The sequence below is a fragment of the Phycisphaerae bacterium genome (genome assembly GCA_035275405.1).
In the GTDB taxonomy this organism is placed as follows: domain Bacteria; phylum Planctomycetota; class Phycisphaerae; order UBA1845; family UTPLA1; genus DATEMU01.
Genome location: DATEMU010000015.1, coordinates 367,422 through 393,598 on the forward strand (window position 1 = coordinate 367,422; position 26,177 = coordinate 393,598).

The 26,177-nt window shown below is 60.8% G+C and carries 23 protein-coding genes; 10 read left to right on the plus strand and 13 right to left on the minus strand.

Translation table 11 applies throughout. The features are described from left to right. Window positions 1-17: 17 nt before the first annotated feature. From VJZ71_19260 to VJZ71_19270, 3 genes are all read right to left on the minus strand, one after another. A complete protein-coding gene (locus VJZ71_19260; GenBank protein HKQ50222.1) occupies window positions 18-896 on the minus strand; it encodes an IS1595 family transposase in 879 nt (292 codons plus the stop codon). Window positions 897-1,269: 373 nt separating this feature from the next. Continuing rightward, on the minus strand, window positions 1,270-1,782 hold the full coding sequence (locus VJZ71_19265) for a hypothetical protein (GenBank protein ID HKQ50223.1): 513 nt from the start codon (window positions 1,780-1,782) through the stop codon (window positions 1,270-1,272). A gap of 356 nt (window positions 1,783-2,138) precedes the next feature. Next, complete coding sequence (locus VJZ71_19270; GenBank protein ID HKQ50224.1) at window positions 2,139-2,810, minus strand: PEP-CTERM sorting domain-containing protein; 672 nt, start codon at window positions 2,808-2,810, stop codon at window positions 2,139-2,141. Window positions 2,811-2,950: 140 nt separating this feature from the next. On the opposite strand from VJZ71_19270, the gene VJZ71_19275 reads away from it, so the two are divergent. From VJZ71_19275 to cls, 5 genes are all read left to right on the plus strand, one after another. Continuing rightward, window positions 2,951-3,238: a (2Fe-2S)-binding protein gene (locus VJZ71_19275; protein ID HKQ50225.1), complete on the plus strand. Its 288-nt coding sequence runs from the start codon at window positions 2,951-2,953 to the stop codon at window positions 3,236-3,238. 85 nt (window positions 3,239-3,323) lie between these two features. Next, entirely contained in the window at window positions 3,324-4,703 is a 1,380-nt protein-coding gene (locus VJZ71_19280; GenBank protein HKQ50226.1) for a dipeptidase, read from the plus strand. 215 nt (window positions 4,704-4,918) lie between these two features. Continuing rightward, complete coding sequence (locus VJZ71_19285) at window positions 4,919-6,010, plus strand: hypothetical protein (protein HKQ50227.1); 1,092 nt, start codon at window positions 4,919-4,921, stop codon at window positions 6,008-6,010. 234 nt (window positions 6,011-6,244) lie between these two features. Continuing rightward, the gene (locus VJZ71_19290; protein HKQ50228.1) at window positions 6,245-7,372 is read left to right on the plus strand and encodes an aminotransferase class V-fold PLP-dependent enzyme; all 1,128 of its coding nucleotides are present in this window, start codon (window positions 6,245-6,247) and stop codon (window positions 7,370-7,372) included. A gap of 61 nt (window positions 7,373-7,433) precedes the next feature. Continuing rightward, the gene (cls, locus tag VJZ71_19295; protein ID HKQ50229.1) at window positions 7,434-8,882 is read left to right on the plus strand and encodes a cardiolipin synthase; all 1,449 of its coding nucleotides are present in this window, start codon (window positions 7,434-7,436) and stop codon (window positions 8,880-8,882) included. An 18-nt stretch (window positions 8,883-8,900) separates the two neighbouring features. Here cls and VJZ71_19300 read toward each other — a convergent pair whose 3' ends face one another. From VJZ71_19300 to VJZ71_19310, 3 genes are all read right to left on the minus strand, one after another. Further along, window positions 8,901-10,208 (minus strand): PQQ-binding-like beta-propeller repeat protein, encoded by a 1,308-nt coding sequence (locus VJZ71_19300; protein ID HKQ50230.1) that lies wholly within the window; start codon window positions 10,206-10,208, stop codon window positions 8,901-8,903. A 149-nt stretch (window positions 10,209-10,357) separates the two neighbouring features. Beyond that, on the minus strand, window positions 10,358-10,897 hold the full coding sequence (locus VJZ71_19305; GenBank protein HKQ50231.1) for a hypothetical protein: 540 nt from the start codon (window positions 10,895-10,897) through the stop codon (window positions 10,358-10,360). Window positions 10,898-10,993: 96 nt separating this feature from the next. After that, entirely contained in the window at window positions 10,994-11,719 is a 726-nt protein-coding gene (locus VJZ71_19310) for a hypothetical protein (protein ID HKQ50232.1), read from the minus strand. Between the two features lie 215 nt (window positions 11,720-11,934). On the opposite strand from VJZ71_19310, the gene VJZ71_19315 reads away from it, so the two are divergent. Continuing rightward, entirely contained in the window at window positions 11,935-13,659 is a 1,725-nt protein-coding gene (locus VJZ71_19315) for a class I adenylate-forming enzyme family protein (GenBank protein ID HKQ50233.1), read from the plus strand. A 69-nt stretch (window positions 13,660-13,728) separates the two neighbouring features. After that, window positions 13,729-14,403 carry a cyclase family protein gene (locus VJZ71_19320; protein HKQ50234.1) on the plus strand — a complete coding sequence of 225 codons (675 nt, stop codon included), beginning with the start codon at window positions 13,729-13,731 and terminating at the stop codon, window positions 14,401-14,403. A gap of 22 nt (window positions 14,404-14,425) precedes the next feature. Here VJZ71_19320 and VJZ71_19325 read toward each other — a convergent pair whose 3' ends face one another. The 6 genes from VJZ71_19325 to VJZ71_19350 form a co-directional block, all read right to left on the minus strand. Beyond that, window positions 14,426-14,908 carry a putative toxin-antitoxin system toxin component, PIN family gene (locus VJZ71_19325; GenBank protein HKQ50235.1) on the minus strand — a complete coding sequence of 161 codons (483 nt, stop codon included), beginning with the start codon at window positions 14,906-14,908 and terminating at the stop codon, window positions 14,426-14,428. Beyond that, window positions 14,905-15,159, minus strand: coding sequence for a hypothetical protein (locus tag VJZ71_19330; GenBank protein HKQ50236.1), 255 nt, complete (start codon window positions 15,157-15,159; stop codon window positions 14,905-14,907). Before VJZ71_19330 ends, VJZ71_19325 begins: the two co-directional genes overlap by 4 nt. Window positions 15,160-15,277: 118 nt before the next feature. Then, a complete protein-coding gene (locus VJZ71_19335) occupies window positions 15,278-17,533 on the minus strand; it encodes an ABC transporter transmembrane domain-containing protein (GenBank protein ID HKQ50237.1) in 2,256 nt (751 codons plus the stop codon). A gap of 114 nt (window positions 17,534-17,647) precedes the next feature. Beyond that, window positions 17,648-17,956 carry a DUF4286 family protein gene (locus VJZ71_19340; protein ID HKQ50238.1) on the minus strand — a complete coding sequence of 103 codons (309 nt, stop codon included), beginning with the start codon at window positions 17,954-17,956 and terminating at the stop codon, window positions 17,648-17,650. Next, complete coding sequence (locus VJZ71_19345) at window positions 17,956-19,821, minus strand: hypothetical protein (GenBank protein ID HKQ50239.1); 1,866 nt, start codon at window positions 19,819-19,821, stop codon at window positions 17,956-17,958. The genes VJZ71_19340 and VJZ71_19345 overlap by 1 nt, the downstream gene beginning before the upstream one ends. Before the next feature lie 546 nt (window positions 19,822-20,367). Further along, entirely contained in the window at window positions 20,368-21,090 is a 723-nt protein-coding gene (locus VJZ71_19350; protein ID HKQ50240.1) for an outer membrane lipoprotein-sorting protein, read from the minus strand. Window positions 21,091-21,436: 346 nt separating this feature from the next. Between VJZ71_19350 and VJZ71_19355 the strand changes: the two genes are divergently transcribed. The 3 genes from VJZ71_19355 (at window position 21,437) to aat (ending at window position 25,363) form a co-directional block, all read left to right on the plus strand. After that, the gene (locus VJZ71_19355; GenBank protein HKQ50241.1) at window positions 21,437-21,895 is read left to right on the plus strand and encodes a hypothetical protein; all 459 of its coding nucleotides are present in this window, start codon (window positions 21,437-21,439) and stop codon (window positions 21,893-21,895) included. Window positions 21,896-22,134: 239 nt separating this feature from the next. Then, entirely contained in the window at window positions 22,135-24,675 is a 2,541-nt protein-coding gene (locus tag VJZ71_19360; GenBank protein HKQ50242.1) for a S8 family serine peptidase, read from the plus strand. Window positions 24,676-24,763: 88 nt separating this feature from the next. Continuing rightward, entirely contained in the window at window positions 24,764-25,363 is a 600-nt protein-coding gene (gene aat, locus VJZ71_19365; protein HKQ50243.1) for a leucyl/phenylalanyl-tRNA--protein transferase, read from the plus strand. Window positions 25,364-25,464: 101 nt separating this feature from the next. Here aat and VJZ71_19370 read toward each other — a convergent pair whose 3' ends face one another. Then, window positions 25,465-25,761 (minus strand): HU family DNA-binding protein, encoded by a 297-nt coding sequence (locus VJZ71_19370; GenBank protein ID HKQ50244.1) that lies wholly within the window; start codon window positions 25,759-25,761, stop codon window positions 25,465-25,467. Between the last annotated feature and the right edge of the window lie 416 nt (window positions 25,762-26,177).

The following is a 26,177-nucleotide window of genomic DNA, read 5'->3' on the forward strand; positions in this document are numbered from 1 at the left end:
CGAAGCCCCGGTAGTTCTTACGCCACTTCCCTGTCCGTTACCAATACGTTTCTCAAGACGCCCAGAAATAGGTTGTGGTCTTTGCGATGGTTGAATCGATAGCTGATTTCGCTGAGGTACAGCGGCAGGTATTGGCGGGATAGCTTGTGGTGCGTCCCGTGGACCTGCCGCTGTAGGATAGCCCAAATCGATTCGATGCTGTTTGTGTGGATTTCGCCACGGACGTATTGGCGAGCGTGGTTGATGCGCTTCAGTGTGAACTCCGCGCCGAGTTGGTTGTAACTAGGAAACTGGTCAGCCACTACCATCTCGGCGTTGGTATCCACGTATTGCCGCACCACTTCGGCGATAGTCTTGTAGGTTACGTTTGGAATCGCCTGGATACGTACCTCGCCGGATCGCTCCCTAACTCCAAACACGGCCGTTTTGTTTTTCGCACCGCGTGCACGTGTTTTGCGAGCTTTTCCGCCGATGTAGCATTCGTCCAGTTCGCAGATTCCTGTGAATCGCGTAAGCCAATCGTACTCGCGCATCGCGCGGCGCAGCCTCATTCCGAGATACCACGCGCTCTTGTAGGTGATATGCAGGTCTCTCGAAAGTTGGCAAGCGGACACGCCCTTGCGGGCGTTTGACAGTAGAGCCGCACCGAGAATCCATTTTGACAACGGCAGGTGCGAGCGGTGCATGATCGTACCGCTCGTCGCGCTGTATTGGTGCGAACAATCTCCGCACTCATACAGGTGCCGCGCCTCGATCCGATATGCGGATTTCGATCCACATCGGACACAGCTAGGGCCGTTCGGCCATCGGAGCGATTCCAATAGCGTCAGGCACTTTTCGCGCGTGTCGTATTTCTCGGCTAACTCAATAAGGCTGGGGGGCTTCGGTCGTGACATGATCGGGCCTTTCGGTGGTTTTGTCTTGACCGAAAGCCCGGAGGGGAATTACAATCCCCGTGCGGATCGAGTCTGGGCTTCGCGGTCTTGACTCGGTTCTGGAGCGTTTGGGGTGCAACCCGAACGCTCCGATTTGAAGATAAAGGTAACGAGACCAGATTGCAGGCTTTGGACGCCCCGATGGACCGGTTTGGACCCACGTACCGCGAGAGAGGGAGAAGCTCTCTTGTGGTGTGCCCACCGTTCGGCCGTCTAATCCCGGCCTTAGCAATCTGATCCCGTACCACGTGTTTCATTGATCTACAACCCTTTTGGCGTTGTCCGCTAATGGGTTTCGGGGCTGTGGTGCTGGTAACGCCACAGCCCTACTTTCTTAAAGCATTCCCTTGATAACCGTCTCTGCAAACGTTTTGCCTTGGTTGTTCAGCGCGTATCTTCTCCCGCGCCCAAATCCGCCGCTGATAATGAACTGCTCGTGGAAATCTATCACGCGGTCAAGGCGATCCAATTGGATTCCGGACTGTCTGGCGGCGGCAATAAGCGGGAATGAACCGACAAACTGCCTTGATAGAAGCCGCTCAAAACCGTAAAGAAGTACGAGCAAGGCATCCGCTTGCATCTGTGGTGTTCGTGGAAGGATGTTAAGAGATACGCTGTCGCCGGATCGATTGAAGATTCTCGCCATGATCGTGTCGTCGATGGCGTTTGTTCCACCATTCGCTGGTGGTGTTTCAATTTTTGCCGCTGGTGCGGCCGGAGTTGGCGTAGAGCCAACTCCGTCAATGCGCTTTAGAAACTCAGCGTACTGGCGATCTACTGTCTCACGGTCGCCTTCCGCATCGAATTCGTGAATACCGACCTTGGCTCGGACGCGATGTGTTTCCACTGGCGTTGTCCTTTCTGTCGGGGCCTCTGGTAAAGGCCGATTCCGACAACGCCAAGATTATGACAGGTCTTTGCCGCGTGTCAATACGTAGGCGGCATTGATTGTGCGTAAAAGCTACAACCTGTTATACAATAGGCATTTATGTTAGTGTAATTTCGGGCGTGTATTGCGCCTTGGCGCTAATCAACGGCTTCCTGAGTCAGCGGGATAATTCCGTATTTTTTTTTGGGTAGTGGATACGCGGGTTGATCGGCCGGAAACCGTAGGCGGCGGGCGGCCGTTAGCGCTTTGCGTCGACAATCAGCGGGCAATTGTCGAGGTTGGTTCTGAGGGACTCGAAGGATTGGATGGGAGAATTAACGCCGACGGCGAAGTAGGGCCGCCATGCCGAAGACCAAAAGGCTCAGCGTCCCTGGCTCAGGAAGCGCCGTGATGTTGTCCATCCCCATTTCGCCGTCGATCGAGGTTCCGGCGAATTGGCCGCCGGGCGGGCCAACCTGATGTCGGATCAGGAGGCGATTCGTTCCGGACAACGTCGCGTTGACGTCGAAGCCGCCGTCGACGGCGGTCAGGTCCGCCGGCGTAATTCCAAAAATGACATGGTGCCAGTCGCCATCATTAGGGATTATCAAAGGGATGGTGGAGGTGAAGTTGCCGCCGGTGCCGAAGAAGAGCAGCCGAATGCTCAAGTCGCCCGTGGAGCCGAAGTTGCGAAGATCGGCTTCGATGGAGGTTACGCCGGCCGCAAGGTAATCGCCGGTCCACTGGTTGTCGTTGTAAGAGCCCAGCCGACTGCCAGGGCCGCTACCGCCGGTGGCGATCATTTGAAGGAAATGGTCGCCCACGCCGGCGGGACCACCGGTGGGAATATTCGCCGGACCTGCGCCCCCGCTCCAGGATTGAGTCGTTGCATCTTCAAAGTCGTCGATTTGTCCAAAGACGATCGTCGCCTGGGCCGGAGCAACGCCCCAGGCCAATACGGCGAGGAGTGCGAACAGGGACATGGACTCTAAAAGGGGCTTCTTCATCCTCACGCTTCCTCCCCTTGGGCGCATTTCACCCATAGGGACAGCTATTATACGTAAAAGGGACCCCCGCGTCAAGCTTTCCAATGGGGCTAATCCCGTTTCCCAGCGTAAATTATGGATCGTGGCACTAAAATGCCAACGTGAACCTGGACGATCAGATTTGCTTTTGTTACCACGTCTCGTTGCGCAAGCTGACGAACTTCGCGCGGCGCGAGCGACCTCAGAGAGCCAGCCAGATGTCTAATTGCCTGGGGGCGGGGACGGGGTGCGGGTGGTGCATTCCCATTCTAAAGCGCATCTACGAGAGTGCGCTCTCCCAGGATGCGCCGGACGCGGCCGCCTCGACCAGTGGACTTCCGGCGACGGCGGACGATTACGCTGCCGGCCGTCGTGAGTATCTCAAATCAGAAGAAAAAAACGCGTTCTGACGGGGCGGCGCCGCGGCTTGCCCACGCTCGGTGGTTGGGGGACAATTCCGATGGTTTCGTAAACACCGACATGGAGGGTTCCGTCATGTCCAGCGCTGCGATCGAAAAGTCGTTTCAGTATCTGGAGGCGAACAAGGGCCGATTTCAGGGCGAGTTGTTCGACTTTCTTAAGATCCCAAGCATCTCGGCACAAAAGGACCATGCCGGAGACATTCGCAAGGCGGCGGAGTGGGTCTCGCAGCGCTGCAAGGCGGCTGGACTCACCGCGGAGATCGTCGAGACCGCGGGGTGGCCCGCCGTGTTTGCCCAGGGCGAACAAAAGCCGGGGCGCCCGACGCTGCTTGTCTACGGCCACTACGACGTGCAACCGGAAGGAGATCTCAAGCTCTGGCATACCGGTCCGTTCGAGCCGATCGTCAAGGACGGAATGATCATTTGCCGCGGGTCGGCGGACGACAAGGGGCAGATGTTCTGCGCTATCCTGGCGGCGGAAGCCTGGATGAAAACGGCTGGAGCGCTGCCCATCAACGTGAAATTCTGCATCGAAGGCGAGGAAGAGGTGGGTTCGCCGAACCTGGCGGACCTCGTGAAGAAGCACAAGGATCGTCTCGCGTGCGACTACGTCGTCATTCACGATACGGCGCAGTTCGGCATCGACGTCCCGGCGGTCACCTCGGCGACGAAGGGTCTGGTTTACAAGGAAGTCATACTGACCGGTCCGAAGAAAGATCTGCACAGCGGCTCGTACGGTGGGGCGGTGGCGAATCCGGCGGTCGAGCTGGCGAAACTCATCGCGAGCTTCAAGGATGCGGACGGTCGCGTGAACATTCCCGGCTTCTACGATCGCGTGAAGGACATGACGGCGGAAGAGGTCAAGATGATGCGCTCGCTGCCGTACAACGAGGCCGAGTTTCTCAAGGACGTCGGCAGCCCAAAGACCTATACCGAAAAGGGGTACGATGCGCTGCAATGCCGCTGGTCGCGTCCGACGCTCGACGTGAACGGCATCTTTGGGGGGTATATGAAAGAGGGGTCGAGCACGATCATCCCGTCGTTCGCGGGGGCCAAGATTTCCATGCGGATTGTGCCCAATCAGCAGGCGGCCGAGATTGACCGGCTGTTCGAGGAGACCGTTCGAAAACGCGTGCCGGATACGGTGAAGTGCGAGATCAAGTCACATGCGGCGGCTGATCCCTACCTTGCGGACGTAAACTCGCCCGGAATGATCGCCTCGCGCCAGGCGGTGAAGATGGGATTCAGCAAGGAGCCTGTTCTCATCCGGGAGGGGGGCACCCTGCCGATCTTGCCGATGCTCAAGGCAGTTTTGGGCGCGGACAGCCTCATGCTGGGCTACTGCCAGCCAAACTGCAACGCCCATTCGCCGAACGAGTTCTTTCATATTCGCGATTTCGAGGCCGGCATGCGCACGTCCGCGGCGTTATTTGGACTGATAGGAAAGTCCTAAACGTTATTGGACTCTCCCGCGCCGCAAATCGCTCATCTCAAAACAGTTATTCTGCGCTGAATCGCCTCGCGACGCCGACCGATATTTGATTACGGCGAGCCTGGGGTTCGTGGAGACTGGTCTGGCATAAACGCCGGCGGGACTCCGTTGATCAGGCCGCTCAATCGATCGCGACACCGGGTTCGTCCGGCCGCGGATCACGGAGGCAGTCGACCATGCAGCTTCAGCGGATCAGGATCCTGGTATTTGTTACGTTCGCGGTGGCCGCGTCGGGTGAGCCGGCGCGGGCGCAGTTCGGCGGTTTGCAGCGAACCCTCTTTCGCGGCGCGGTTTATACCGGCAACCATAATTTTCTTTCGAGTCCCCAGAATGGCCCGCTCTTCGATAACAACATTTTCGATCAGCGGGTCGAGTTCAACCGGGCGGGGCAAGGTTGGACCTACGAGCAGTTTCACTTCTTCGGGACCGATTCGTTCAACAACCCGAATACCCTCGATCTTGGGCCGTTCAAGATTCAGCTCGGCAGCGATCCAAACGTGCTCTCAACTTCCCAGCCCGTCGGCATGCACAATCGCGTCGGCTATACAACGACGCTCATCCCGGAGGTTTTTTTCGAATCACAGACCGGTCAGCGCGCTTTCGACCAATTCAGCGGTCAGACCGCTTTTATTCCCGTTCCAATCAATTACACCGTGACATTTGACGCCGGAGTGCAGAGTTTCGAGTGGACGGGAAACGTCCTTGTGAATACGGAGGGGACGGTCAACGCGCTGGGGTTTTACGATCTTCAGATGCGGGTGATGAACATCGGTTCCTATACCGCTGATGGTTTTGGGGTTCACGACGAACAGGTCACGGATTTTGATACCGGGCCCGTCAACGTTTCCGGACATATCCTGATGGACGCGTTCGCCGGTCTGGCGCAGGGGCTGGGAAATCCGGACGAGGCGGTCACGCCGCGAGTCGTCTCTGCGGCCACGTCCTCCAGGGGCAAGACCGTGGATGAACTACTGGCGTCACTGGAGGCCGGGGAACGGGTCAGTGACGAGGATATGTCGTTTCTGATGACGCAGATGTTCCAGGCGGCGTTTCTCAACGACCCGCTGGGCTTCATGCAGAACGGTCTTCCGACGAGCGTGCCGGGTTTCGAGGCCCTGACGGTTGAGTTAGCCGAAGAACAGCCCGATGCCTCCGCGGCGGAGACGCCGGCCAACGTCCCGGAACCCGGGACGCTGCTGCTCGTGGCGGGGATTTTGGGCCTTTGGTGGCTGCTGGAGCCCCGTATGGAGCGGCGTCCGAGTTTTTGATGCATGCTCCAATAGAGCAGCAGGAAGGCTCGCCGGGGCGTACTCGCCGATGCCGGTCATCGTCACCCGTTTCAATTTTTAGTCAGGCGGCCGTTGACGATTCTCCCTGCCGGCGGTTTTCTCAGCGTATAATAGACAGGAGCGAGGCTCCCGGGCCGGAGGCCCTGCGGGGGAATTTTGCATACGCGCTTGCCTGATATTCGGGATTAGGTGCAAGCCGGAGGTATCGGCGGGATGAACGTCAACCAACTGCGCGAAGAGATGCCGATCACTCGCCAGTACAACTTTATGGATCATGCGGCCGTGGCGCCGATCTCCGGGCGTGCGGCGGCGGCGATGCGGCGCTTCATCGAGGAGGCCGAGAGTCACGCCTATTCGCGCGGCGGGCTCTACCCGGAGTCCAAGCGCGTACGGCAGCTCGCGGGGAAACTGCTGAACTGCCATTCCGAAGAAATCACGTTCGTCAAGAACACCAGTGAAGGGTTGTCCTACGTGGCCAACGGTCTGACGTGGTCGAAGGGCGACAACGTCGTGACCAGCGGCGTGGAGTTTCCCGCCAACATCTATCCCTGGATGAACCTGCGCTCGCTGGGCGTGCAGCTCAAGATGGCGCCGGAGGACGCGGGCCGCGTGCCGCTCGAGCGACTGGTGGAGCTGATCGACGACCGGACGCGCGTGGTGACGATTTCAGCGGTGCAGTATGCCAGCGGGTTTCGGGCGGATCTGGCGGCGCTGGGCAGCATCTGTCAGGAACGGGGCGTGTTGTTCTGCGTGGATGCGATTCAGGCCCTCGGAGTCATGCCGATCGACGTGCGGGCGATGAAGATCGATTTTCTTAGCGCCGATGGCCACAAATGGCTGCTCGGTCCGGAGGGGGCGGGGCTGTTTTATTGCCGCCACGAGTTGCTGGGCCTGCTGCGCCCGACGAGCATCGGCTGGCTGGGCGTGAAGGACGCGATGAACCACGGCGACTATCGGCTGGATTTTCGCGACGACGCGCGGCGCTTCGACGGCGGCAGCTACAACCTCGCAGGGATCTGGGGCCTTGGGGCCTCGATCGAGTGGCTCCTGGAAATGGGCATCGACAAGATCTGGGAACGCGTGCGCACGTTGACGGATCGATTGACCGAGGGAGTGCGGCTCAAAGGATACCGCGTGGTCAGCCCCCGCGAGCCGGGAGAGGCCAGCGGGATTGTCTCGTTCGTCTCCGCGACGCACGACCATGCGCGGATCGTGTCGCATCTGCGGCAGGAATACCGCACGGTCATCGCCGCGCGCGAGGGCCGGCTCCGCGCCAGCCCGCATTTCTACAACACCGAGGGGGAGATTGACCAGATGGTCGATCACCTCCCCGGGCATTGACAAAGGCCGATCGTAGGCGTGAAGTTGCACCCGCTTTCCATTCGGACAGCAGGGACGGCTCATGATCTTTGACCACCTCTGGACCGTTCTTTACCTCGTCAATTATCTCGCGGTGGCCGTTGCCGTCGTCCACCTGCTGCGGGCGCGGCGCGAACCGCGGGGGATGATGGCGTGGATTCTAGCGCTGGTTTTTCTCCCCTTCATCGGGCTCTTCCTGTTTCTGGTCATCGGTCGGATGCCGATCCAGCGGCGGGTCAAGCGGCGGCAGCGGCGGCGGGGGATGATCGAGCCGGAGTTGAGCCAGCGCCGCGAGAAATGGGTGCGGCCGTTCGACGCGATGGACCTGGCGGAATTGGACCCCTCGCAGCGGTCGTTGATCCGCCTGGCGACACGAGTCAGTGAATCGGTCGTCATGCGGGGCAACGACGTCGTTGTTTATCACGATGCCGAAGCACTGTTTCTGTCCATGAGCCTCGCGATCGAGGCGGCACAGTCGCACATTCACCTGGAGTATTACATTTTCTTCGCCGACGAGACCGGACGCGCGGTGCGTGACTTGTTGGTCAAAAAAGCCAGGCAGGGCGTGGAAGTACGGGTTCTCCTCGATGCGATGGGGAATTGGAGGCTGCCGCGGTCGTTTGTCCGGGAGATGCGCCGCGAGGGGATCAAAGTGGCGTATTTCCTGCCGTGGGGACTTACCGGCCGCAGACTGCACGTCAACTTTCGAAACCACCGCAAGCTGATCATCGTCGACGGCCGCGTCGGATTTGCGGGGAGCCAGAATATCGGCGATGTGTATTTGGGCCGGCTGAAGAAGCTCGGTCCCTGGCGGGACACGCATTTGAAAATCGTAGGGCCGGCGGTCTCTTCCATGCAGGAGATCTTCGTGGAGGACTGGCATTTCGCGACGGGCGAGAAACTCGCGGCGGACCGGTATTTTCCCGATCCCACGCCCGCCGGCGATAAGCTCGTGCAGATCGTGGCCAGCGGCCCTGACCGGCGGCCGAACGTCATGTACCAGTTGCTCAATGCCGCGGTGAATGACGCGCGGCACACGGTCTCGCTGGTGACGCCGTATTTTGTGCCCGACGACGCGATTGCGCTCTCCCTGGCCTCGGCGGCGTGGCGGGGTGTGCGCGTGCGGCTGCTCCTGCCGAGTAAGTCGGATCATTGGTTTCTGATGTGGGCAGGGCGGAGCTTCTATCACGAACTGCTGGAGGCCGGCGTGGAGATCTACGAATACGCCGACGGGATGCTCCACTCGAAGGTCGCGGTCATTGACAAGCGCTGGGCGATGGTCGGGTCGGCCAACATGGATATCCGCAGCTTCAAGCTCAACTTCGAGGTGACGAGCCTGATTTATGATGCGGAAGTCGCGGAACAGGTGCAGGCGGACTTCGAGAGCCTGCGCGAAAAGGCCCGCCGGGTGAGCGTCAAGGACGTGGAGGGTTGGAATCACTGGCAGACGATGGCGGCGGGGCTGGCGCGGCTGGCGAGCCCGATGCTGTGAGGGCCTGTCGAACTGAAATTAGAGTGCCGAGAGGCTCGCGCAGACGATCTCTTCATCGTTTCGGGCGAAGACATGCCGATCGGCAAAGGCCGGATGCGCCCAGCAGACGCCTCCGCGGCGGGACGGGAGCTGCGGGGTCGTCGGTTTGATGAGCTTCGCGCGGCTGATCTCCTCGAAACCCTCCGGCGACAGTCTGCTGATGATCAGTTCACCCTTTTCGTTGAACATCCACACATCGTCGTCATGTTTGACGAAGTGAATCGTCGCCCAGCGCTCGCGCGGCACGGCCTGGTCGCTCTCCCAGACGCGATCGCCGGTCATGAGCTTCAGGCAGCGGAGTTCGCCGTAGCTGTCTACGCCGTAGATGTAGTCGCCGGCAAGGTACGGCGTGGAGATGATCGAGTGCAGACCATCGGTCTTCTTTTCGCTTTCGCCGACGCGATGCCAGACCTTTTCGGCGGCGAGCTTTCTGGCGTCGAGCTTGATCAGCATCGATCCGTCGAAGAAGTTGCTCACGAAAACCATGCCGTTGTGATGGACCGGCGTGGCGATGCCGATGACCATTTGCTTCGGGGGAAACGGCACCTTCCAATGGACCCGGCCATTTGTCGGGTCAACGCCGACCACGTTGTCGCCGGTGTAACAGACCATGATGCGCCGACCGGCCTGCTCGATGACGATCGGCGCGGAATAGGATGCGTTGTCATTCAGGGTGTGCCAGCGTTCGGAACCGGAGGCCTTGTCGAACGCGACGAGGCAGTGATCTCCCTCGCCGCCGAGCTGCGTGATGATCAGGTCACCTTCAATAAGCGGGGCGGCGGAGATGCCCCAGATGGGCATGCGAATCTTGTATTCGCTGTTCAGGTCCTTTTGCCAGATGATTTTTCCGCTCGCGGCATCGAAGCAGATGAAGAGGCCCATGGCCCCCAGCGAATAAGCCCGCCCGCCGTCAATGAGCACCGAGGCCCGCGGCCCGGCGTCGTAGCCTACGCCCTTGTACGGACAATCGTAGGTGTGTGACCAGAGCGGCTTGCCGGTTTTCACGTCGAAGCAATGTACGCGCTCAATCTGCTTGGGCTCGACGATGCGGTCCGTGACATACACGCGGCCGTTGGCGACGGTCGGGCCGCTGTAGCCGCTCGCGATCTTCTGCCGCCAGACGATGTCGAGCTGTGGCTTATCGAACTTCTTGATGATGCCCGTTTCGCGCCAGACTCCGTCGCGCGCCGGTCCGCGCCATTCGGGCCAATCATCCGCGAGGCACGCGGTGCAGACTCCCATCGCAAGGAATACGGCGAGACTTCGAACCAGCGGTCGTTTGTGCATTCGATCCTCCAACCGCGGATGATAGCACACCGGCCATGAGGCGAAAAAAGAAGCCCGCCGGTTGCAGTCGGCGGGCTTCAGCGGCGTCCCGCGTGAGTCGCGGGGGTTCGAGTTTGGAGGCGGGTTCCCGCCCGCCCTACGTTCCTACGCTAGCGATACCGAAAGGTTCGCAGCGGCCGGCGGCTTTCGGACCAGGTCTTGGCGAGGACCGTGCCGTGGGGGTCGGAGCGTCCGCCCGCCGTCGCGCCCGAGATCGAGCCTCCAGGTTGCGAGCGGGCGAATCCGCCGGCGTTAACCGACCGGACCGGGGCATTTCCGGCGACGCTCAGTCCGCCGGAGCTGGCGACGCTTCCATCACGGCCGATGGACAGATTAAACGTGCTGGCCAGGGCCGGGGCGAAGCGGCCGGCGACGGCATAACTGACGGAGAAGTCGATGCCATCACGATCCACTCCAAAGGCCAGGCCCTCAGCCAACGTGACTCGGCCACTGCGGGTCGTCGTTTGGGCCCGGCCGCGGCCTTCGCCCGTGTAGGCGGCGGTCGCGTTCGCCGTACCGGGTCGTGAACCGATCTGGGTCACTCCGGCGGAGGTTGTTGCCTCTCCCGCCTGGGCGGGCAGCGAGGCGATCAGGGTCGAGAGGGTGGTTAATGCGATCAGTGACAAATTGGTTGTTCTGCAACGAGTCATGGCTATTTACTTCCTTTCAACTTGAACCACTTGGAATTTCTTACCCTCACCCCCGACCCCTCTCCCTCGGAGGGAGAGGGGAGCGGAGGCGTTTGCTTACGGACGAACCTCTACCACAGCGGCATCGGATTGGCTGCGGCCCCAGCGTTCCGACCGGCTGATGGCGGTCACGCGGGCGTCGGCATGGCGACCGCGGCGGCTGAGGCTGACACCGAGGCCGTTGGCATTCGCGGAGCCAAACAGGCGTGCGCCGGCATGAGCGCGGACCCGACTGTCGGCGACGCCAAACTCGGTGTCGGCGATGGAGTCGCTGACGGCGACCGCCCGGCCACCGCGCCAGCCGTCGGACACTGCGTGGCTGTCGCTGTTGGCGAAGCCGAAGCGGCTGAGGGCGAGCGACGTCGAGCGGCTGTCGGCGAAGGCGTTGCGGCGGGCGTCGGCCTCGGCCACGCTGTTGGAGATGGCGGTTCCGCCGACCGTGGCGGCCGTGCTCTCGCTGACGGCCAACGCGACGCTGCCATGGCGAGCGCGGGCATCGGCGCGCGAGTTGCTGACGGCCAGTCCACGATCAGCGATGGCGATGCTGTTACTGATGGCGACGCCGTTGCCGCGGCCAACGGCCTCGGAGTTGGCGATGGCGCGGCCGCCGTTGGTGGCGACGGCGTCGGCCGTGGCCGCGGCATTTCCATGGGCGACGGCGGTGGCGCTGGAACTCCCGCCGTTGGTGGCGATGGAGGTCGCGACGGCCTGCCCGGCGTAGGCGATCGGAGCGACGAGTAGGAGAGCGGCGAGGGCGAAACAAACTGCACATGAACGGAACATGAGCCAACTCCTTTCTTGCGGGGTTTACTTTTTTCTTGTTTTCGGTTGCCGGTCCCGCTTAACGGCTAATCGAATAGACACCCGGCGTGGGTCGCCGTTAGAGCGCCCCGCCACACGTCAAAAGGCCCTGCTTGCGGGCCGAAAACAGCGGTGTTGAAATAGGGAAAAGAATCTTTGCAATAGATCGATCGCGGCAACGTTATGGAGTTTTTTCGATGAGTTCGGCAACAGAATCGTTTGACGCGCAGACCGCAAAACTGATCGACGCCGCGCATCGCTGTGACACGTTGCCGTCGATCGAGGATTACCTGCCGTATCACAACTTCGGCGAGATGTGGGAATCGTTGGCAGGGGCGCATGGCCAGCGAACGTGGATGACGTACTATCCGTGTGCGGCGGATGACGAGACGCCGACGCATTTCACCTTCACGCAGTTCGCTGATTTGATCGAACGGGTCGCCACGCTGCTGTCTGAGAAGTTCGGAATCAAGGCGGGCGGCGCTGTCGCGACGCTGACGATCAACCAGCCGCTCACCGTGGCGATTTACTTCGCGGCCTGGCGGCTGGGCGCGCGGGTGGTGCCAGTCAATCCGAGCGAGGCGGACGATCGCGTCGGATACATTGTGCAGAATTCGGGCGCTACGGTTCTCATTGCACATCGCTCCTGCCGCGAAGATTGGGCCGGCGTGGAGGCCGCCATTCCCAAGACCGTATCCCGGGCCATCCTGCTCGACGCCGCCGGCGGACCGGTGGGGTGGGAAGACTTCGGTAGTTTACTTGAGGGCGTCAAGTCCAGCGGCAAATCGACGGTCCCGTCGGTATCGTGGGACTCCGAGGCTTTAGTGGTTTACACCTCCGGCACGACCGGCAACCCCAAGGGAGTCGTCCTGACGCAGAAGCAGATGTTTGCCGACGCCTATGCGATCAGCCAATGGCACGGCATCGACGAGCACACCGTCATGATGAACGTGTTACCGATCCACCACGTCAACGGGATCATCGTGACACTGGTCACGCCGGCCTTCGGCGGGGCGCACGTCGTGGTCAATAAGCGGTTCCGAAGCGGGGGGTTCTGGCGAAAACTGGCCCAAAACAATGTGGCGATCGTCAGCGTGGTGCCGACGCTCCTGCAATTCCTTTTTGAATCGAACGAAGAATTCGCGCCGGAGGATTTGCCGAATTTCCGCCATTTCATCTGTGGGGCCGGCCCGCTCTCGGTCGAACTCGCGCGGGATTTTCAGGACCGCTTCGGTCTCAAGATCATGCACGGCTACGGCCTATCCGAAACGGTCTGCTACTCGTGTTTCCTCCCGACGGACCTGGAGTGGGACGAGCACTGCGCGTGGATGTACGACCACGGCTTCCCATCGATCGGCGCGCCGGTCATCACCAATGAGATGGCGATCCACGATGATCAGGGGCAACCGGTTGAAGATGGCAAGAAAGGCGAGATCGTCATCCGCGGGCACAACGTCATGGTCGGTTATTTCCGCAACCCCGAGGCGAACGCAACGGCGTTCAAGTTCGCCTGGTTTCGCAGCGGCGACGAGGGCTTCAAGCTCCGCGGGGAGGATGGCAAGGACTATTTCTTCATCACCGGGCGGATCAAGGAGCTGATCATCCGCGGCGGGATCAACCTCTCGCCGTTCGAGATCGACGAGGTGCTCAACTCGATGCCGGGCATTCGTGTGGGGCTGGCCGTCGGGTTCGACAACCGCTACTACGGCGAGGAGGTCGGGGCGTACGTGCAGGTGGAGAAGGGCACGACGCTGACCGAGGCGCAGGTGATCGCGCACTGCAAGGAGAAGCTACCGTGGTCGAAATGCCCGAAGGTCGTGATCTTCGGCGACGACATCCCGGTCACATCGACCGGCAAGTACCAACGGGGGAAGTTGAAGCACCTGTACGAGGCGCACAAGGATCGGCAGTTTAAAGAATAGCGAATGTCGAATAGCTAATAGCGAAATGCAAGCGCGGAGTGCGCATCCGCTTATTGTCGGGTTTGGATAATGGGTTCCGTCATCGATTTGACTCATCCCATCTCACACGGTCTGGTGACCGATCCGCGGTTGCCCGCGGTCAACGTGGGGGAAGTCTGGAGCCGCGCGGCGTCGGCGAAGAACTATGCGCCCGGTGTGTCCTTTCAGATCGCCAGGGTGGAGTTCGCGCAGAACACGGGGACGTACGTCGATTGCCCGTGGCACCGGTACGACGACGGCCTGGGGGTCTGGAACTTCCCGCTGGAGCGGTTCGTCGACTTGCCCACGGTCGTGGTGGACGTGCGAGATCATATCGATGCAGCCGGGCGGATTGATGACAGGACCATCGCATCGGCCGCCAAGCCCGGTCGCGCCCTTCTGCTCTGTACAGGTTGGTCCAAACACTGGGGGACCGACGAATACGGCAGCGGTCGGCACCCGTGGATCAGCGGTGCTGCCGCGCAGGCGATCGCCGACAAGGGCGTGACCCTCTACGGGATCGACACGCTCAACGCCGACTCCTTCGCCGACAAGGCCCGCCCGGTCCACAGCATCCTTCTGCGCGCCAGCATCCCGATCATCGAGAACTTGACCAACGTCGAAGATCTTTTGGGCCGCGACGTCCGCCTCTTTGCCGCGCCGTTACCGATTGAAGGACTTGGAAGCTGCCCGGTGCGGGCGTTTGCGATCGCGCGAAATCGGTAGACTGAGACTTGGTCGCACAGGGCTAGGACCCGGTGCGGTGCAGCTCCAGAATTCGAAGAAAGGTCTTTGGATCAACTATCTCGAGCGAAGGAAATCGGGATCGAAACTCGCGTCCCTCCGTGCGCGACCCATCCATCAATGCCAGTAGATCATTGTCGCGCGATACCACGAACTTGGCCGCTGCCGCCAGCGCCAAATTTACATAGTGAGCGTCATCAGGATCCCTCTCATAAACAAACTGCTCAGGCACCTGCGCCAAGACCCGCCCGACCTTTTCGACATTGGCAATGAGCCGATTCAATCGTTGATCGGTGATGTGACGGAACTTCGCCCGCAAATCAAGGTCCATGCCGGTACGCCGAAGTTCGTCAATAACAAATCGGCTGATGTAAAGTTCAATCTCGCCGTGCAGCGCGGCGGAAAGACATCTTCCCGCAGGACCTTCTTCATTAATCAGAGCTTGGAAGTAGACGTTGCAATCAAAGACCGCGCGCGTACCATTCACGGAGTCGCTCTCCGCTCCCTGCGCATCCGATGCTTTGCGGCTTCGAGGAGTTCACCTAATTCCTCGTCGCTCATGCCGGAGGCTTTGAATTCGTCCAACAAGGGACCGCTGATGTCACGGAGGCTCAGAGGGGCGTCTGCCATTCGTTCGAGCACGCCCGCCGCGTAATCAGAGACATCCTGCCCCACGGCGGCGGCCTTTTCGCGAAGTTTGGCTTCCGCGTCCGACGAAATGGATACCACGAGCGTCATTAGACGATCCTAACAATACCTCACGGGGGATGATAGAGAATACGAGATCATTTGGCAACGATTTTGGCAAACTGACACGGCGGCAATCTTTTTATTGGCCGCGAGAATCTCGAAGACGTTAGGGCGACGCGTCGGCGACGACCGGAGCGGCAGCGGTGGTTGCGGCTGACCGCGAGTCGTCAAGAATCTGCGTTCCGTACAACGTCTGGTACAACCCGCAGCGTTCGATCAACTCGTCGTGGCGGCCGACGTCCACAATCCGCCCGCGATCCATCACCACGATCCGATCGGCCTGGAGGATCGTCGAGAAACGGTGCGCGATGATGAGCGCGGTGCGGCCTTCCAGGAAGCGCTCGACCGCCTCATGAATCTTGTGCTCGCTGTCGCTGTCGATCTGGCTGGTGGCCTCGTCGAAGATGAAGATCGGGGCGTTGCGGAGGATGGCCCGGGCGATGGCGATGCGCTGCTTTTGACCGCCCGAGAGCGTCACGCCGTGCTCGCCGACGTCGGTGTCGTAGCCCTGAGGTTTCTCGCGGATGAATTCGTCGGCGAAGGCGGACTGGGCCGCGGCGCGGATGCGCTCCTGTCCCTCGGCCAGGTCGTATTTTCGCTCGGGGTGGCGCCGCTTTAGAATCAATTGTCGCAGCAATCGGTCGTCGCCATATGCGATGTTCGCGGCCAGCGTGTCCGCGAAGATGACCGTGTCCTGCGTGAGGAGGCTCATCTGTCGCCGCAGCGAGGGGATCGAATAGTCGCGGATCGGGCGGCCGTCGATCAGGATCGTGCCCTCATCCGGCTCGAAGAAGCGCAGCAGCAGTGACATCAGCGTCGTTTTGCCGGAGCCGTTGGGACCGACGATGGCGACGCGCTCGCCGCGGCGGAGGGTCAGGTTGATGCCGTCGAGCGCCGGCCGTTCGCCATGCGGGTAGGTGAAGCGGATGCCGCGGAACTCGATCTTTTCGGCAAACGGCGGCATGGTCTCGCCGGCCCGCGAGCCGGTCGTTTCATCCGGCAGATCGATGATTTCAAAGACGCGGTCCATGGCCGCATTGGCGCTCTGCACCCGATTGTAGAAGGACGAGAGTTTGCGGATCGGGTCGAACATGGCGGCCATGCAGGCGGCCAGCGTGGCGAACTTGGAGAATTCCATCAGGCCGTCGAACATTTGCTGGGCAAAATAGAGAATCGCCCCGGCGGCGATGAATTGGCCAATGGTCTCAAAGACCGGGCTGGACAAAGCGTCGATGCGTTCGATCTTAAGCTGCTGGCGAAGCATCTCGCGGTCAACCGTGTGCAGACGGACGCGCTCATACGCCTCCATCGTGTAACCCTTGACGACGCGGATGCCGTTGACGGCGCTTTCGAGCGTGGAAAGCATGCGGCCGTAATTTTGAAGCAGCCGCCGGTTGGCCTTGCGGATCATCTTGCCCAGCCTGCGTATGAGCAGGGCGGCGAGCGGCGCCGACACGACGGTGATCAACGTGATCCGCCAGTCGATGGCCAGGGCGACAAAGAAGACGAACATCGCCTTCAGCGGCTCGCGCAGGGATTTGACGAAGATGAAGTTGAGGCCGCGATAGACGTCCTGGCTGTCCGCGACAAACCGGCTGATGGTGTCGCTGACGCCCCCTTGGGTCGCGAAGTAGGAGACCGGCAGGCTCAAGACGCGCTGGTACATCCGCTTGCGGATGTTCAGGACCGTTCGCGCGGCAACGACGGCGATCAGATACTCGCCGAAGAAACGGCATATCGCCCCGATGATCCCGATGGACAGCACGCCGACAAGGATGAGTTGGAGCGTCAGCATCCGAGCGTCGGCGCCGGTTTCCTGCGGCAGCCAGGATGCGCCCCACCGAAACCAGCGGTCCTGCCTGGATATATCCTCCGGTACCGCGCGAAATTCGAGAGGGGCGGGTTCGCCCGCGCGGCGAACGCGCAGCGCGACTTCGCGACCGTCCGGGCTATAGGCTAAATCCCGAAAGATCGCGTCGGGCGGAAGCACCTTACCATCAACGGCCTCAATCTCGTCGTTTCGCTTGATGTGTCCCTTGATGCTCGATGCGGGCTTGACCTTCGCCACCCGAATGCTCGACTGGGCGTCATCGGTTGTGAGGACCAGGTCCAGCCGGCGCTCCGCGATGCTTTGATTGACCCAGGCGGGCACACCCTGTCGGTCGGCGATGAGCTGCACGGCGGGCAGGAGGGCCGCGATATTGACGGAATAGGTGACCGCGACCATGGCGATGCAACCGACGCCGACGGCCAGCATTGCGAAATAGGGACGAGCAAAACGCAGGACGCGCAGAAAGTGAAAGGGGGATGCGCCTTTGGCCGCGTCACGTCCTCGCGTTGCAGATGGGCCGCCTAATGCCATTCGGAAAGGGCTCCAAGCCGGTGCGGAATCTCGTCGCCGGATGGCGACGATTGGGTGCATTGTAGGGCGGAAACCGCGGCGGGGAAACACGAAATCGCGGGCCGGCGCGGGGGGCTACCGCTCAATGATCGTAGCAGTACGGCGATGGTAGGCGGCTTCGCTTGCGTCGAAGCGCAGCGCACCCTCGGCGCGGAGCCGCGGTGCGTGGCTGGAAAGATAGGTGTTCAGGCTGTCACGCGAGGCGAATTCGTATTGCACGACGTAGGTATGCGGCGCATCGTCGATGTGCAGGAGTCTTCCGCTCGCCGCGCCGGCCCGGACGACATCGGCGATGTGTTCGTCGAGGATCCAGCGCACCCAGCGCTGCGCGACGCCCTCGTCCCGGAGGATCGTTGTGACCTCATACAAAATGCGCGGAGCCATCAGTTGAGGAAGATATCCACCAGGGAAGGAATGTCCAGCCCATCGATAACGGTCGACTGGTCGAAGTCGGCCCGCTGGACATGGCACGCCGTAGCGTCCAATTCGAGCAGCACGTCGACGAAGGTTTCAACATCGCCCAGGGTCAGCACGCCATCGCAATTGACGTCGCCGGGGACTGCGGCCGCCCCGATTTGTATTTCGAGAATCAGGCTCATCGTCGCCGTCATCTCGCCGGGCAGGTCTTCGTCGCTGACCTGGACATTCAGGTTGGCCGTATAGGTCCCCGCCGATAGCCCGGTCGTATCGATGGAAAGCGGGATGATCCCGGCGCCTGCACCGATGTTGGTCGGGAGCGCGCCGGGCAAACCGAACGGAGCGCTCAGACCATCGATAGCGTCCACATCCAGGGCCGCTTGCAGGTTGTCGTAGTCCAGATTGTACAGATTGACGTTGACGGCCTGCACGCCGGTATCGGGCTCCATCGTCTGTGTGATGTTTAGGACGTCCTCATTTTGCACAGAGGAGTAGCTCGCATTGGCATGGCGGACGACGGTGCCGTCGGTCGGGAGGAGAATGGAGGTGTCCTGAACGGCCTGACTCGTACTGGTTACTTCCACGGCCCCGCTGACGCTGCCCACCGACGATGTATCGACGGGAAAGGAAGGCATGGCCGGCGGGAAAAGTGCGGCCACGCTGCCTTCCGCGGTACCTGTCAAGGCGCCTGAGGCGACCGCCACGTAATCCAACTCGTCCGCGCCTGCCGACACAAGGACGTCCGCCGCGTTGGCGATGCTCACCGTCAGAACGAGGGACGCGCCCTCAATAATGCGATCGAAGTCGGACACCATCGTTGCCGACATCACCGCGGGGAGTTGGTAATCCGCGACGACCGGGATGTGGTCGCTGGCGACGTAGAGATCGGCCGCGAGGGCATTGGAGCGTGTGATATCGCCGGGATAGTACGTGTTGTTTCCGGTGTTTATTGCCTGATCGTAGTGATTTCCATCGTTGCCGAACGAACGGTATGTGCCGGGGATCAGGCTGAGGCCTTCGCCGTCTTGAAATGCCGCGGTCGAGAGCTGGTGGTCGAAACGATCATCCATGCCGCCCCCGACGAGCGAACAGCCCGCCGCACACGGTGCTTGGGTGTGCTTAATGGCGTTGGCCGACCCGGCCCAGGAGCCGGTTCCCAAGGGGTCGAAACCTTGTGCGTTCCCCGTCGAAAGATACTTGAGGTAGGCGGCTTCGCCGTTGTGGTAGACGTTGAAATCGCCGGCATAGATGACGTGCGTGCCGGCCGGAAGGGCGTCGGCGTTGTTGCGGATGGCCGTCGCGCCCGTCAGGCGAGTATTCGCGTCGGCCGACGAGTTGCTTGCTTTAAGGTGCGCGCTGTAGATGTAGAACCCCGCCGCGGGCGACGAATACCCGGCGAGCTGCAGTTTCCAACGGTCGGCGTAACGGCTCGCCTGCGTATAGATGTCGGCATGTCCCGTCACATCCTCGCTGAGCGTGTCGGCGCGATAGAACATCGCCTGCGCGCCGCTCGCCGCGTTTTCATTGTTGTTCGTGTAGGTTCCTTGCGAATAGGCGACCCCCGGCGGGGCAGACGCGTTCAGCAAGATGAGCAGCGGCGCGACGTCGGAATCGTGGACTTCCTGGAAGACGTACACGTGCGGGGCCACGGCGAATCCGGGTTTGTCGTCGGCGGCGAGCGCCGCGAACACGTCCTGCAGCGCGGCCGGGTTCCCGTTCAGGCCGGCGATGTTGTAGTTGACGACGCGGACTTGTGCGGCCACCGGATTGGCGAGTGCGAAACCAAGGACGGTCCCGCACATGAGACCGGCGATCAGAGTACGGAGTGCCACTCTTTCATCCTCGTGGGCCGTAGTTTCGTCGGGTACCCCCTCCGTCGGTGACCGGCTACTCCCTGGCGGGCTTAGAGATCCATTATAACGGATTCGGTCGGTGGATGCGGCGTATTAGACGGCAGGTCATACAATGAAACTCGATGCAGTATGTGGGCGGGGGGCGGTTTTTTCTTGACCCCCTTCGGCGCAAGTGACTAAACTAGCTTTGCGGACGTGGGTTCCCGATCGAGCGGAACGCCGAAAATGGGCGGCGGACCTCGACGGGAGTTCCATTCGCCTCGGCCGGCAGTGATGCCGCCGGGTGTGTCCGCCGACGACGGCCGGCGGATGGGTCCATTCCCGAGAGTCGCTTCGGCGACGGCTCGGGGTTGTCGCCCTGTGAAAGGGAGGTGATCCGTGGATATTGGTAATCGTAGGTGGCTGCCGTAGTGCAGCGAACGTGGCTGCTACGGCAGCTTGTAACGAATGTGCCCGCCGGCCCGCGATTGCTCGCGGCGTTCGGCGGGCCATTTTTTTGCACCGTGGCAGCGAGGTCGTCTGACTCTATTTCTCCGTGGTTACATCATAATACTCGAAGTCCGGCGGTCGTTTGAACACAAAACGCTCGGGATCGATCTTGGGATCCACCTTTATCTCGGTCAGCGTCGTCCACTGAAAGGGCCGGTCGTACTTGTCGTAGCTGACTGTCTTGACCATCAAGGGGATGTCCTTGCGGAAATAAGTAAGCATGCGCGCGGCAGGCGTTTTTTCGGGGTCTTTCGGTCGCGCCTCCAGCACCCAGACCTCCTTGCCATCGAGATTTTCGTCGGGGAGGATTTTCGTTTCGAAGTCCTTCCTCCACTTGTCAAACATCTCCTTGCTGGGGACCGCCACCTGTATGGGGTCGGTATCCAACTTGAACGCCATCTTTGTGCCATTGGTCTCGCCGACATCGAAGGTGTATTTTCCGTCTCCGTACATCGTGTGGACATCGCGAGTCGTGGATTCCGACGCGCCGATGGAGGCGGTGCTTTCGCTGGTGATTTCTACGCGCGACACGATCTTGTCGCCCTGAATGAGATACTCGACGGTTCCCCGGCCATCGCTGCGATCCCACGATTGCACACCGGAGAAATCGATTTTCAACGTGAGAGTGGCCGAAAACGTCTTGAACCGGGGAACCATCTCCAGGAGTTGTTTTTCAATTCTGCGCAGATCATCGCTGTCCTGCGTGGTGGGAGGCGCAAAACAAGCAATCGCGGCGACTACAGCGGTGAAGTAGTTCATGGTTTGGACTGGCCGTCGTTCACCATCAGGAGACGTTGCAATCGTCCAGGGCCTGTCGGGCCTTGCCCGACGGCATGGATTATTGTCCGCAACGTCCGCAACGTCCAGTCCACGCGTTGCCGAACCCGCACGGTCTTGAGTTATCGGCGGTGGTTTTCGATTCGTTGTCGAACTCGACATTGAAATCAGCAATTGGCGCGGAGTAGGATCAAGTGGCCCGGTTTTATGGGTTTGGGATTCGGGGCGGCCGACGCCCCTTCGCCCGCATCGGGGGATATACACATTAACCCAACCGCGTTCAGGGAGGTTGCACTCTGCGGGAGGGTCGCGCTCGCAAGAGGGGGCTATGAAGAGGCTCGTGCCGATGTTCGTACTTTGCCTGGCGGGTTGCGGCGCCGATTCGGTGCTGCTGCCGGTCCCCATCCCGATACCGATCATCCCGCCGTCCGCGAGCCTGATCCCGCTCGATGGTAGGTGGGTCCTGGCCAACGCCGATGGGCGACGGTCTTGTCTGGTCATCCAGGAATCGCGAGTCTCGATTCTCGACCTCTCCTGTAGCAGCGACGGTCTTGGACTCGTCGCCCGAATCCGCGAGTCACCGTTGATTGCCCGCAGTGGTCTGACCATCGTCTTGGACGTTTCATACAACCCTGACACCGCGGACGAGACCGTTTCGCGTTTGACGTTTGTTGGGGAGCTTCAAGTCGACGGCAACTTTGTCGGCTTCCGCCGTGACGAGACGTTTGTTCCTGAAGAGGACGAGGTCTTTGTGGTTGAGGAATTTGCCCTACTCTCGCGCTCCTAGGGCACCCATGTGTACATTTGCCCAATGGGGGCGGCGGACTGTGTGCTGGGTCTTAACGTCCCCCCTGATCCCATTGGGGAATGTCCGAGAAAGACGAAAAGGGCGATAAATCAGTCCGCTTTTCCGTTTATTTTGGGGTCGCTACCCGATATAATTAGTCGCTCGGATCAGGAGTCTTGAGTCCGAGTTGGGGGTTCCCCAGCCGCGTCAAACTCCATCTGGTTCAGGAGTGGGAATACGTGTCGAAATCCATATCTCCCATAGTAACAGGGCTCATTGGACTATTCTTGTCGGCGACCATGACGTGGGGGGCGGGACCGGCCGCCGAGCCGCTCGATCCCACGGCGTTGCACCTGCGAACCGGCAAGGTTCGGTTGGAAGCTCCCACCTCGCTGCACGTTAAGGCGACGGCGGCACCGCTCGCCACGGCAGGTTATTACGTCGTTCAACTCGACGGTGCACTGACACCGCAGCGGGTGGCCCGATTGGGCGACGCCGGCGTCACCCTGGGCACGTACCTCCCTGCAAACTCTTACATCGTCCGTCTGCCGGCGGGATTCGATGTCAAGGCGAAAATCGGCAGCATCGATTTTGTCCGATGGATCGGCCCGTTCGACAAGTCGTGGAAACTCGAACCGACGATTGGTCAGTTTCCGGTGACGACGCCCGAACGACTCGCCTTGAAAAACCAGGAAATCGTCAAACTCACCGTGGTTTTGTTCGACGGTGAGGATGTTCAGGCCGCGGCCAACGCTATCGCGACGCTGCCCGGCGCGGTCATCGCCGACGCCACGACTTCCGGTGACGCCGGGGCGATCGAACTGACGATTCCGCAAGAAGTCGTTCCTCAACTCGGCGACATGCCGGCGGTTCAGTGGGTGGAGGAGGCGGGCGAGCCGGCGCTTCGCAACGACACGAACAAATGGATCTTGCAGAGCAATGTGAGCGCCCAGACGCCCGTCTGGGACCGCGGATTGCACGGTGAGAATCAGGTAGCCGGTCACATCGACGGCGGCAGCACCACCGGATTAAACTTTGATCACTGCGCGTTCCGCGATCCCGCAGTGGCCACCCCCGGACCCACGCATCGAAAGGTCGTCGCCTATTTCGGGACGACCGGCGACGACACGCACGCGACTCACACCGGGGGCACTTTTTACGGCGACCCGGTTCCTGCCGGTGGGGCGGCCACTTATCGCGGAATCGCTTACGCGGCCAAAGTCGCCTTTACCAATTATGGCAGTGCGGGAAGCGTCTATAACAAATTCCTCCAAAACCACAATGCCGGGGCTCGCGTCCACAGCAATAGTTGGGGGACCGACGGGACGACCGCGTACACATCGGTGTGCCGCGACGTGGACAAGTTTAGCTTCGACATTGAAGATGACTTAGTTCTTTTCGCCGTGACCAACCAAGGAGGCGTGGTTTATACCCCGGAGAATGCCAAGAACTGTCTGGCCGTGAACCGCGGTTCTGACACTCCCAGCCAAGGGAGCGCCTGTGGTTCGATTTCAGCCGGTCCCACCGCCGACGGCCGCCGAAAGCCGGAGATTATGGCTCCGGGATGCAGTACGGTTTCTTCCTCCACGACCGGGGCAACATGTACCTTCAGCGGAAGCGGTTGGACGGGTACGTCGATGGCCTGCCCCGCCGTCGCAGGCTGCGGCCTCCTCGTTCGTCAATACTATACGGAGGGGTTTTATCCGACAGGCGCGGCGGTGCCCGAGGACGCATTTACGCCCTCCGGCGCGCTCATCAAGGCCACGCTTCTCAATTCCTCGACGGACATGACGGGAATCGCCGGGTTTCCCTCGAATAGCGAGGGCTGGGGTCGCGTCCTGCTGGACAATACGTTGTTCTTCACCGGTGATGCGAGAAAGTTGGTTGTTTTGGACGACATTCGAAACGCCAACGGCCTCACCACGGGTCAATCCTCTGAGGCCTACAACGTCAACGTCGTCAGTAACTCTCAGGCCCTGAAAATTACGCTGGTCTGGACCGAAAAAGAGGCGGCGTTAAACGCCAACCCCGCCTATATCAACAATCTCAACCTGGAAGTTACCGCCCCCGGTGCCGTGCTGTATCGCGGCAACGTCTTTTCCGGCGGGCAGTCTACCTCCGGTGGTGTGGCCGACGCCGTTAACAACGTCGAGCAGGTGTTGCTCAATACGCCCGCCGTCGGCTCGTACACCGTCCAGGTGAATGCCCCCACCGTCAACACTGTCGGCCCGCAGGGGTTTGCTCTGGTCGTGAGCGGCGATGTTTCTACTAGCCTGCCCACGCCGACGGTCATATCGATCCTGCCGAACAGCGGGGCCGCCGAAACTGTCGTCGCGATTTCGGAGCTTCTGGGAACGAACTTCCAGTTGAGCGGGACGACGACCGTCAAGCTCAGGAAGATCGGCCAGCCGGATATCGTCGCCACCGGCGTAGTCGTCGTGAACAGCACCAAGATCAACTGCTCGTTTGACCTGACCGGCGTCGCTGAGATCGGCGCCTGGGACGTCGAGGTGACGAACCCCGACCTGCAAGTCGCGACCCTGGCCGATGGCTTCACAGTCACCGTCTCCTGCCTGAAGGCCGACGTGAACCACGACGGCCTGCTGGATGCCCGGGATATCAACCGCTTCACGGAAATTCTGGTCGAAGGCGAGGAAGTCGCCTTGGCGATCGCCATCGAAAAGTGCGCCGGCGACGTCGAGGGGACACCGGACAACCAGATTGATGAGGACGACATTCCGAACTTCGTGGATTGCCTCTTGTTGGAGGGCTGCCCCTAACGCAACGGGACGGCAAGCGTCGCGTCATTGAGCCAGTCCGCTTGACGCCGGAGGGTGTCGGCGACGATAAGATCGTCCCGGTGTATCCGTGGCGCGACTGAGCCCCGAGCTTCTCATCTCCGGCTATGTTCAAGGCGCCTTTCCGATGGGCGTGGCCGGGCAGATTCGGTGGTTTTCGCCGGACCCGCGGGCGATCATTCCGCTCGAATCCTTTCACGCCTCCAAGACGTTGCTGGCCACCGTGCGGCGCGGGGTCTATGAGATTCGCGTCGACTCCGCTTTCGCGGAAGTGATGCGGCGGTGCGCGGAACGCGACGAAGGCTCGTGGATCACACCGTCCATTCATCGCTCCTACGGCGAACTTCACGAGGCGGGCCTGGCGCACAGTGTCGAAGCCTGGCGCGGCGGCGATCTGGCCGGCGGTCTCTACGGGGTCGCCCTGGGCGGCGCCTTCTTCGGCGAGAGCATGTTTCATCGGCATCGCGACGCCAGCAAGGTTGCACTCGTCGCCCTGGTGCAGCGCTTGCGCGAGCGCGGCTATACGCTGTTGGATGTGCAATGGTCGACGGACCACCTCCGGCGGTTCGGTTGCGTGGAGTTGCCGAGAGAGGAATACTTGCGCAGACTGGCCGCTGCACTTCAACAGAATTGTACTTTTGCGCCGCATAGCAGCAGCGAACGCGCATAGAAAAACGCCCCGTCGACACCCTGTGTCGTCGGGGCGCTTCTGTTTCGATACGTCAATTGCGCGTCGTTACCGTTGGCGCGAAATTGTGGGTCGCGGCGCTTTTACTTTCGGCCGGTGAGGATCGCATCCTTCGCGGCCTTGGCGACGCGGAACTTGACCACGCGCTTCGCCGGGATCTTGATCGCTTCGCCCGTCGCCGGGTTGCGGCCCATTCGCGCCTTGCGATTCACCAGGACCAGCTTGCCGATGCCGGGAATCGTGAAGCTGTTCTTCGCCTGCTTGTAGGCGGTCTCGACCAGCGCTTCCATGAACGCGATCACTTGCTTTCGCGTCATTTCGTTGGTCTCGGCCAGGTGGCTGATGAGTGCGGATTTGCTCATGGATTTTGAGTTTGCCATCGTGTCTCCTCGGTGCAAAAAAGCCTATGTTCGAGCCTCTTCCATAAGGCCCATTTGCAGGGCAATTTAACCAACTCGCCGGCGAATGCAAGCGAATAAGCCCATTTTGCAAGGGTTTTTTGCATCGCCCCGAACCTGTCACGCCTGCCGTACAAGAATCCGCCGACGGCGAGCGGACCCCGCTGAATGTATGAACGAATTCGAATCGGGTGGCCAGAGCCTCCGAGGGGGGGGCAATCGTGCGGCTGTTCCCCGAATCCAGGCAGCTTTTTGACATGGACCAAGACGTAGACCACTCGATCGATCAGGGGCGGGACACAGCCAATCTACCCGGGGGAATACCCCGCAGGATAAGCTGAAAATGGGGATTTGAAGGCATTACCCGGTCAATGATCCGCTCTTCCCAATGGAAGCTG

Bases quoted from the DNA above. Each gene is read 5' to 3' on its own strand.
- VJZ71_19340 (HKQ50238.1), bottom strand. From the start codon at position 17,956: ATGGCTCCGCGCATTTTGTATGAGGTCACAACGATCCTCCGGGACGAG.
- VJZ71_19310 (HKQ50232.1), bottom strand. From the start codon at position 11,719: ATGTTCCGTTCATGTGCAGTTTGTTTCGCCCTCGCCGCTCTCCTACTC.
- VJZ71_19315 (HKQ50233.1), top strand. From the start codon at position 11,935: ATGAGTTCGGCAACAGAATCGTTTGACGCGCAGACCGCAAAACTGATC.
- VJZ71_19280 (HKQ50226.1), top strand. From the start codon at position 3,324: ATGTCCAGCGCTGCGATCGAAAAGTCGTTTCAGTATCTGGAGGCGAAC.
- VJZ71_19260 (HKQ50222.1), bottom strand. From the start codon at position 896: ATGTCACGACCGAAGCCCCCCAGCCTTATTGAGTTAGCCGAGAAATAC.
- VJZ71_19335 (HKQ50237.1), bottom strand. From the start codon at position 17,533: ATGGCATTAGGCGGCCCATCTGCAACGCGAGGACGTGACGCGGCCAAA.
- VJZ71_19370 (HKQ50244.1), bottom strand. From the start codon at position 25,761: ATGGCAAACTCAAAATCCATGAGCAAATCCGCACTCATCAGCCACCTG.
- VJZ71_19305 (HKQ50231.1), bottom strand. From the start codon at position 10,897: ATGACTCGTTGCAGAACAACCAATTTGTCACTGATCGCATTAACCACC.
- VJZ71_19285 (HKQ50227.1), top strand. From the start codon at position 4,919: ATGCAGCTTCAGCGGATCAGGATCCTGGTATTTGTTACGTTCGCGGTG.
- VJZ71_19330 (HKQ50236.1), bottom strand. From the start codon at position 15,159: ATGACGCTCGTGGTATCCATTTCGTCGGACGCGGAAGCCAAACTTCGC.
- VJZ71_19270 (HKQ50224.1), bottom strand. From the start codon at position 2,810: ATGAAGAAGCCCCTTTTAGAGTCCATGTCCCTGTTCGCACTCCTCGCC.
- VJZ71_19320 (HKQ50234.1), top strand. From the start codon at position 13,729: ATGGGTTCCGTCATCGATTTGACTCATCCCATCTCACACGGTCTGGTG.
- cls (HKQ50229.1), top strand. From the start codon at position 7,434: ATGATCTTTGACCACCTCTGGACCGTTCTTTACCTCGTCAATTATCTC.
- VJZ71_19355 (HKQ50241.1), top strand. From the start codon at position 21,437: ATGAAGAGGCTCGTGCCGATGTTCGTACTTTGCCTGGCGGGTTGCGGC.
- VJZ71_19300 (HKQ50230.1), bottom strand. From the start codon at position 10,208: ATGCACAAACGACCGCTGGTTCGAAGTCTCGCCGTATTCCTTGCGATG.
- VJZ71_19350 (HKQ50240.1), bottom strand. From the start codon at position 21,090: ATGAACTACTTCACCGCTGTAGTCGCCGCGATTGCTTGTTTTGCGCCT.
- VJZ71_19290 (HKQ50228.1), top strand. From the start codon at position 6,245: ATGAACGTCAACCAACTGCGCGAAGAGATGCCGATCACTCGCCAGTAC.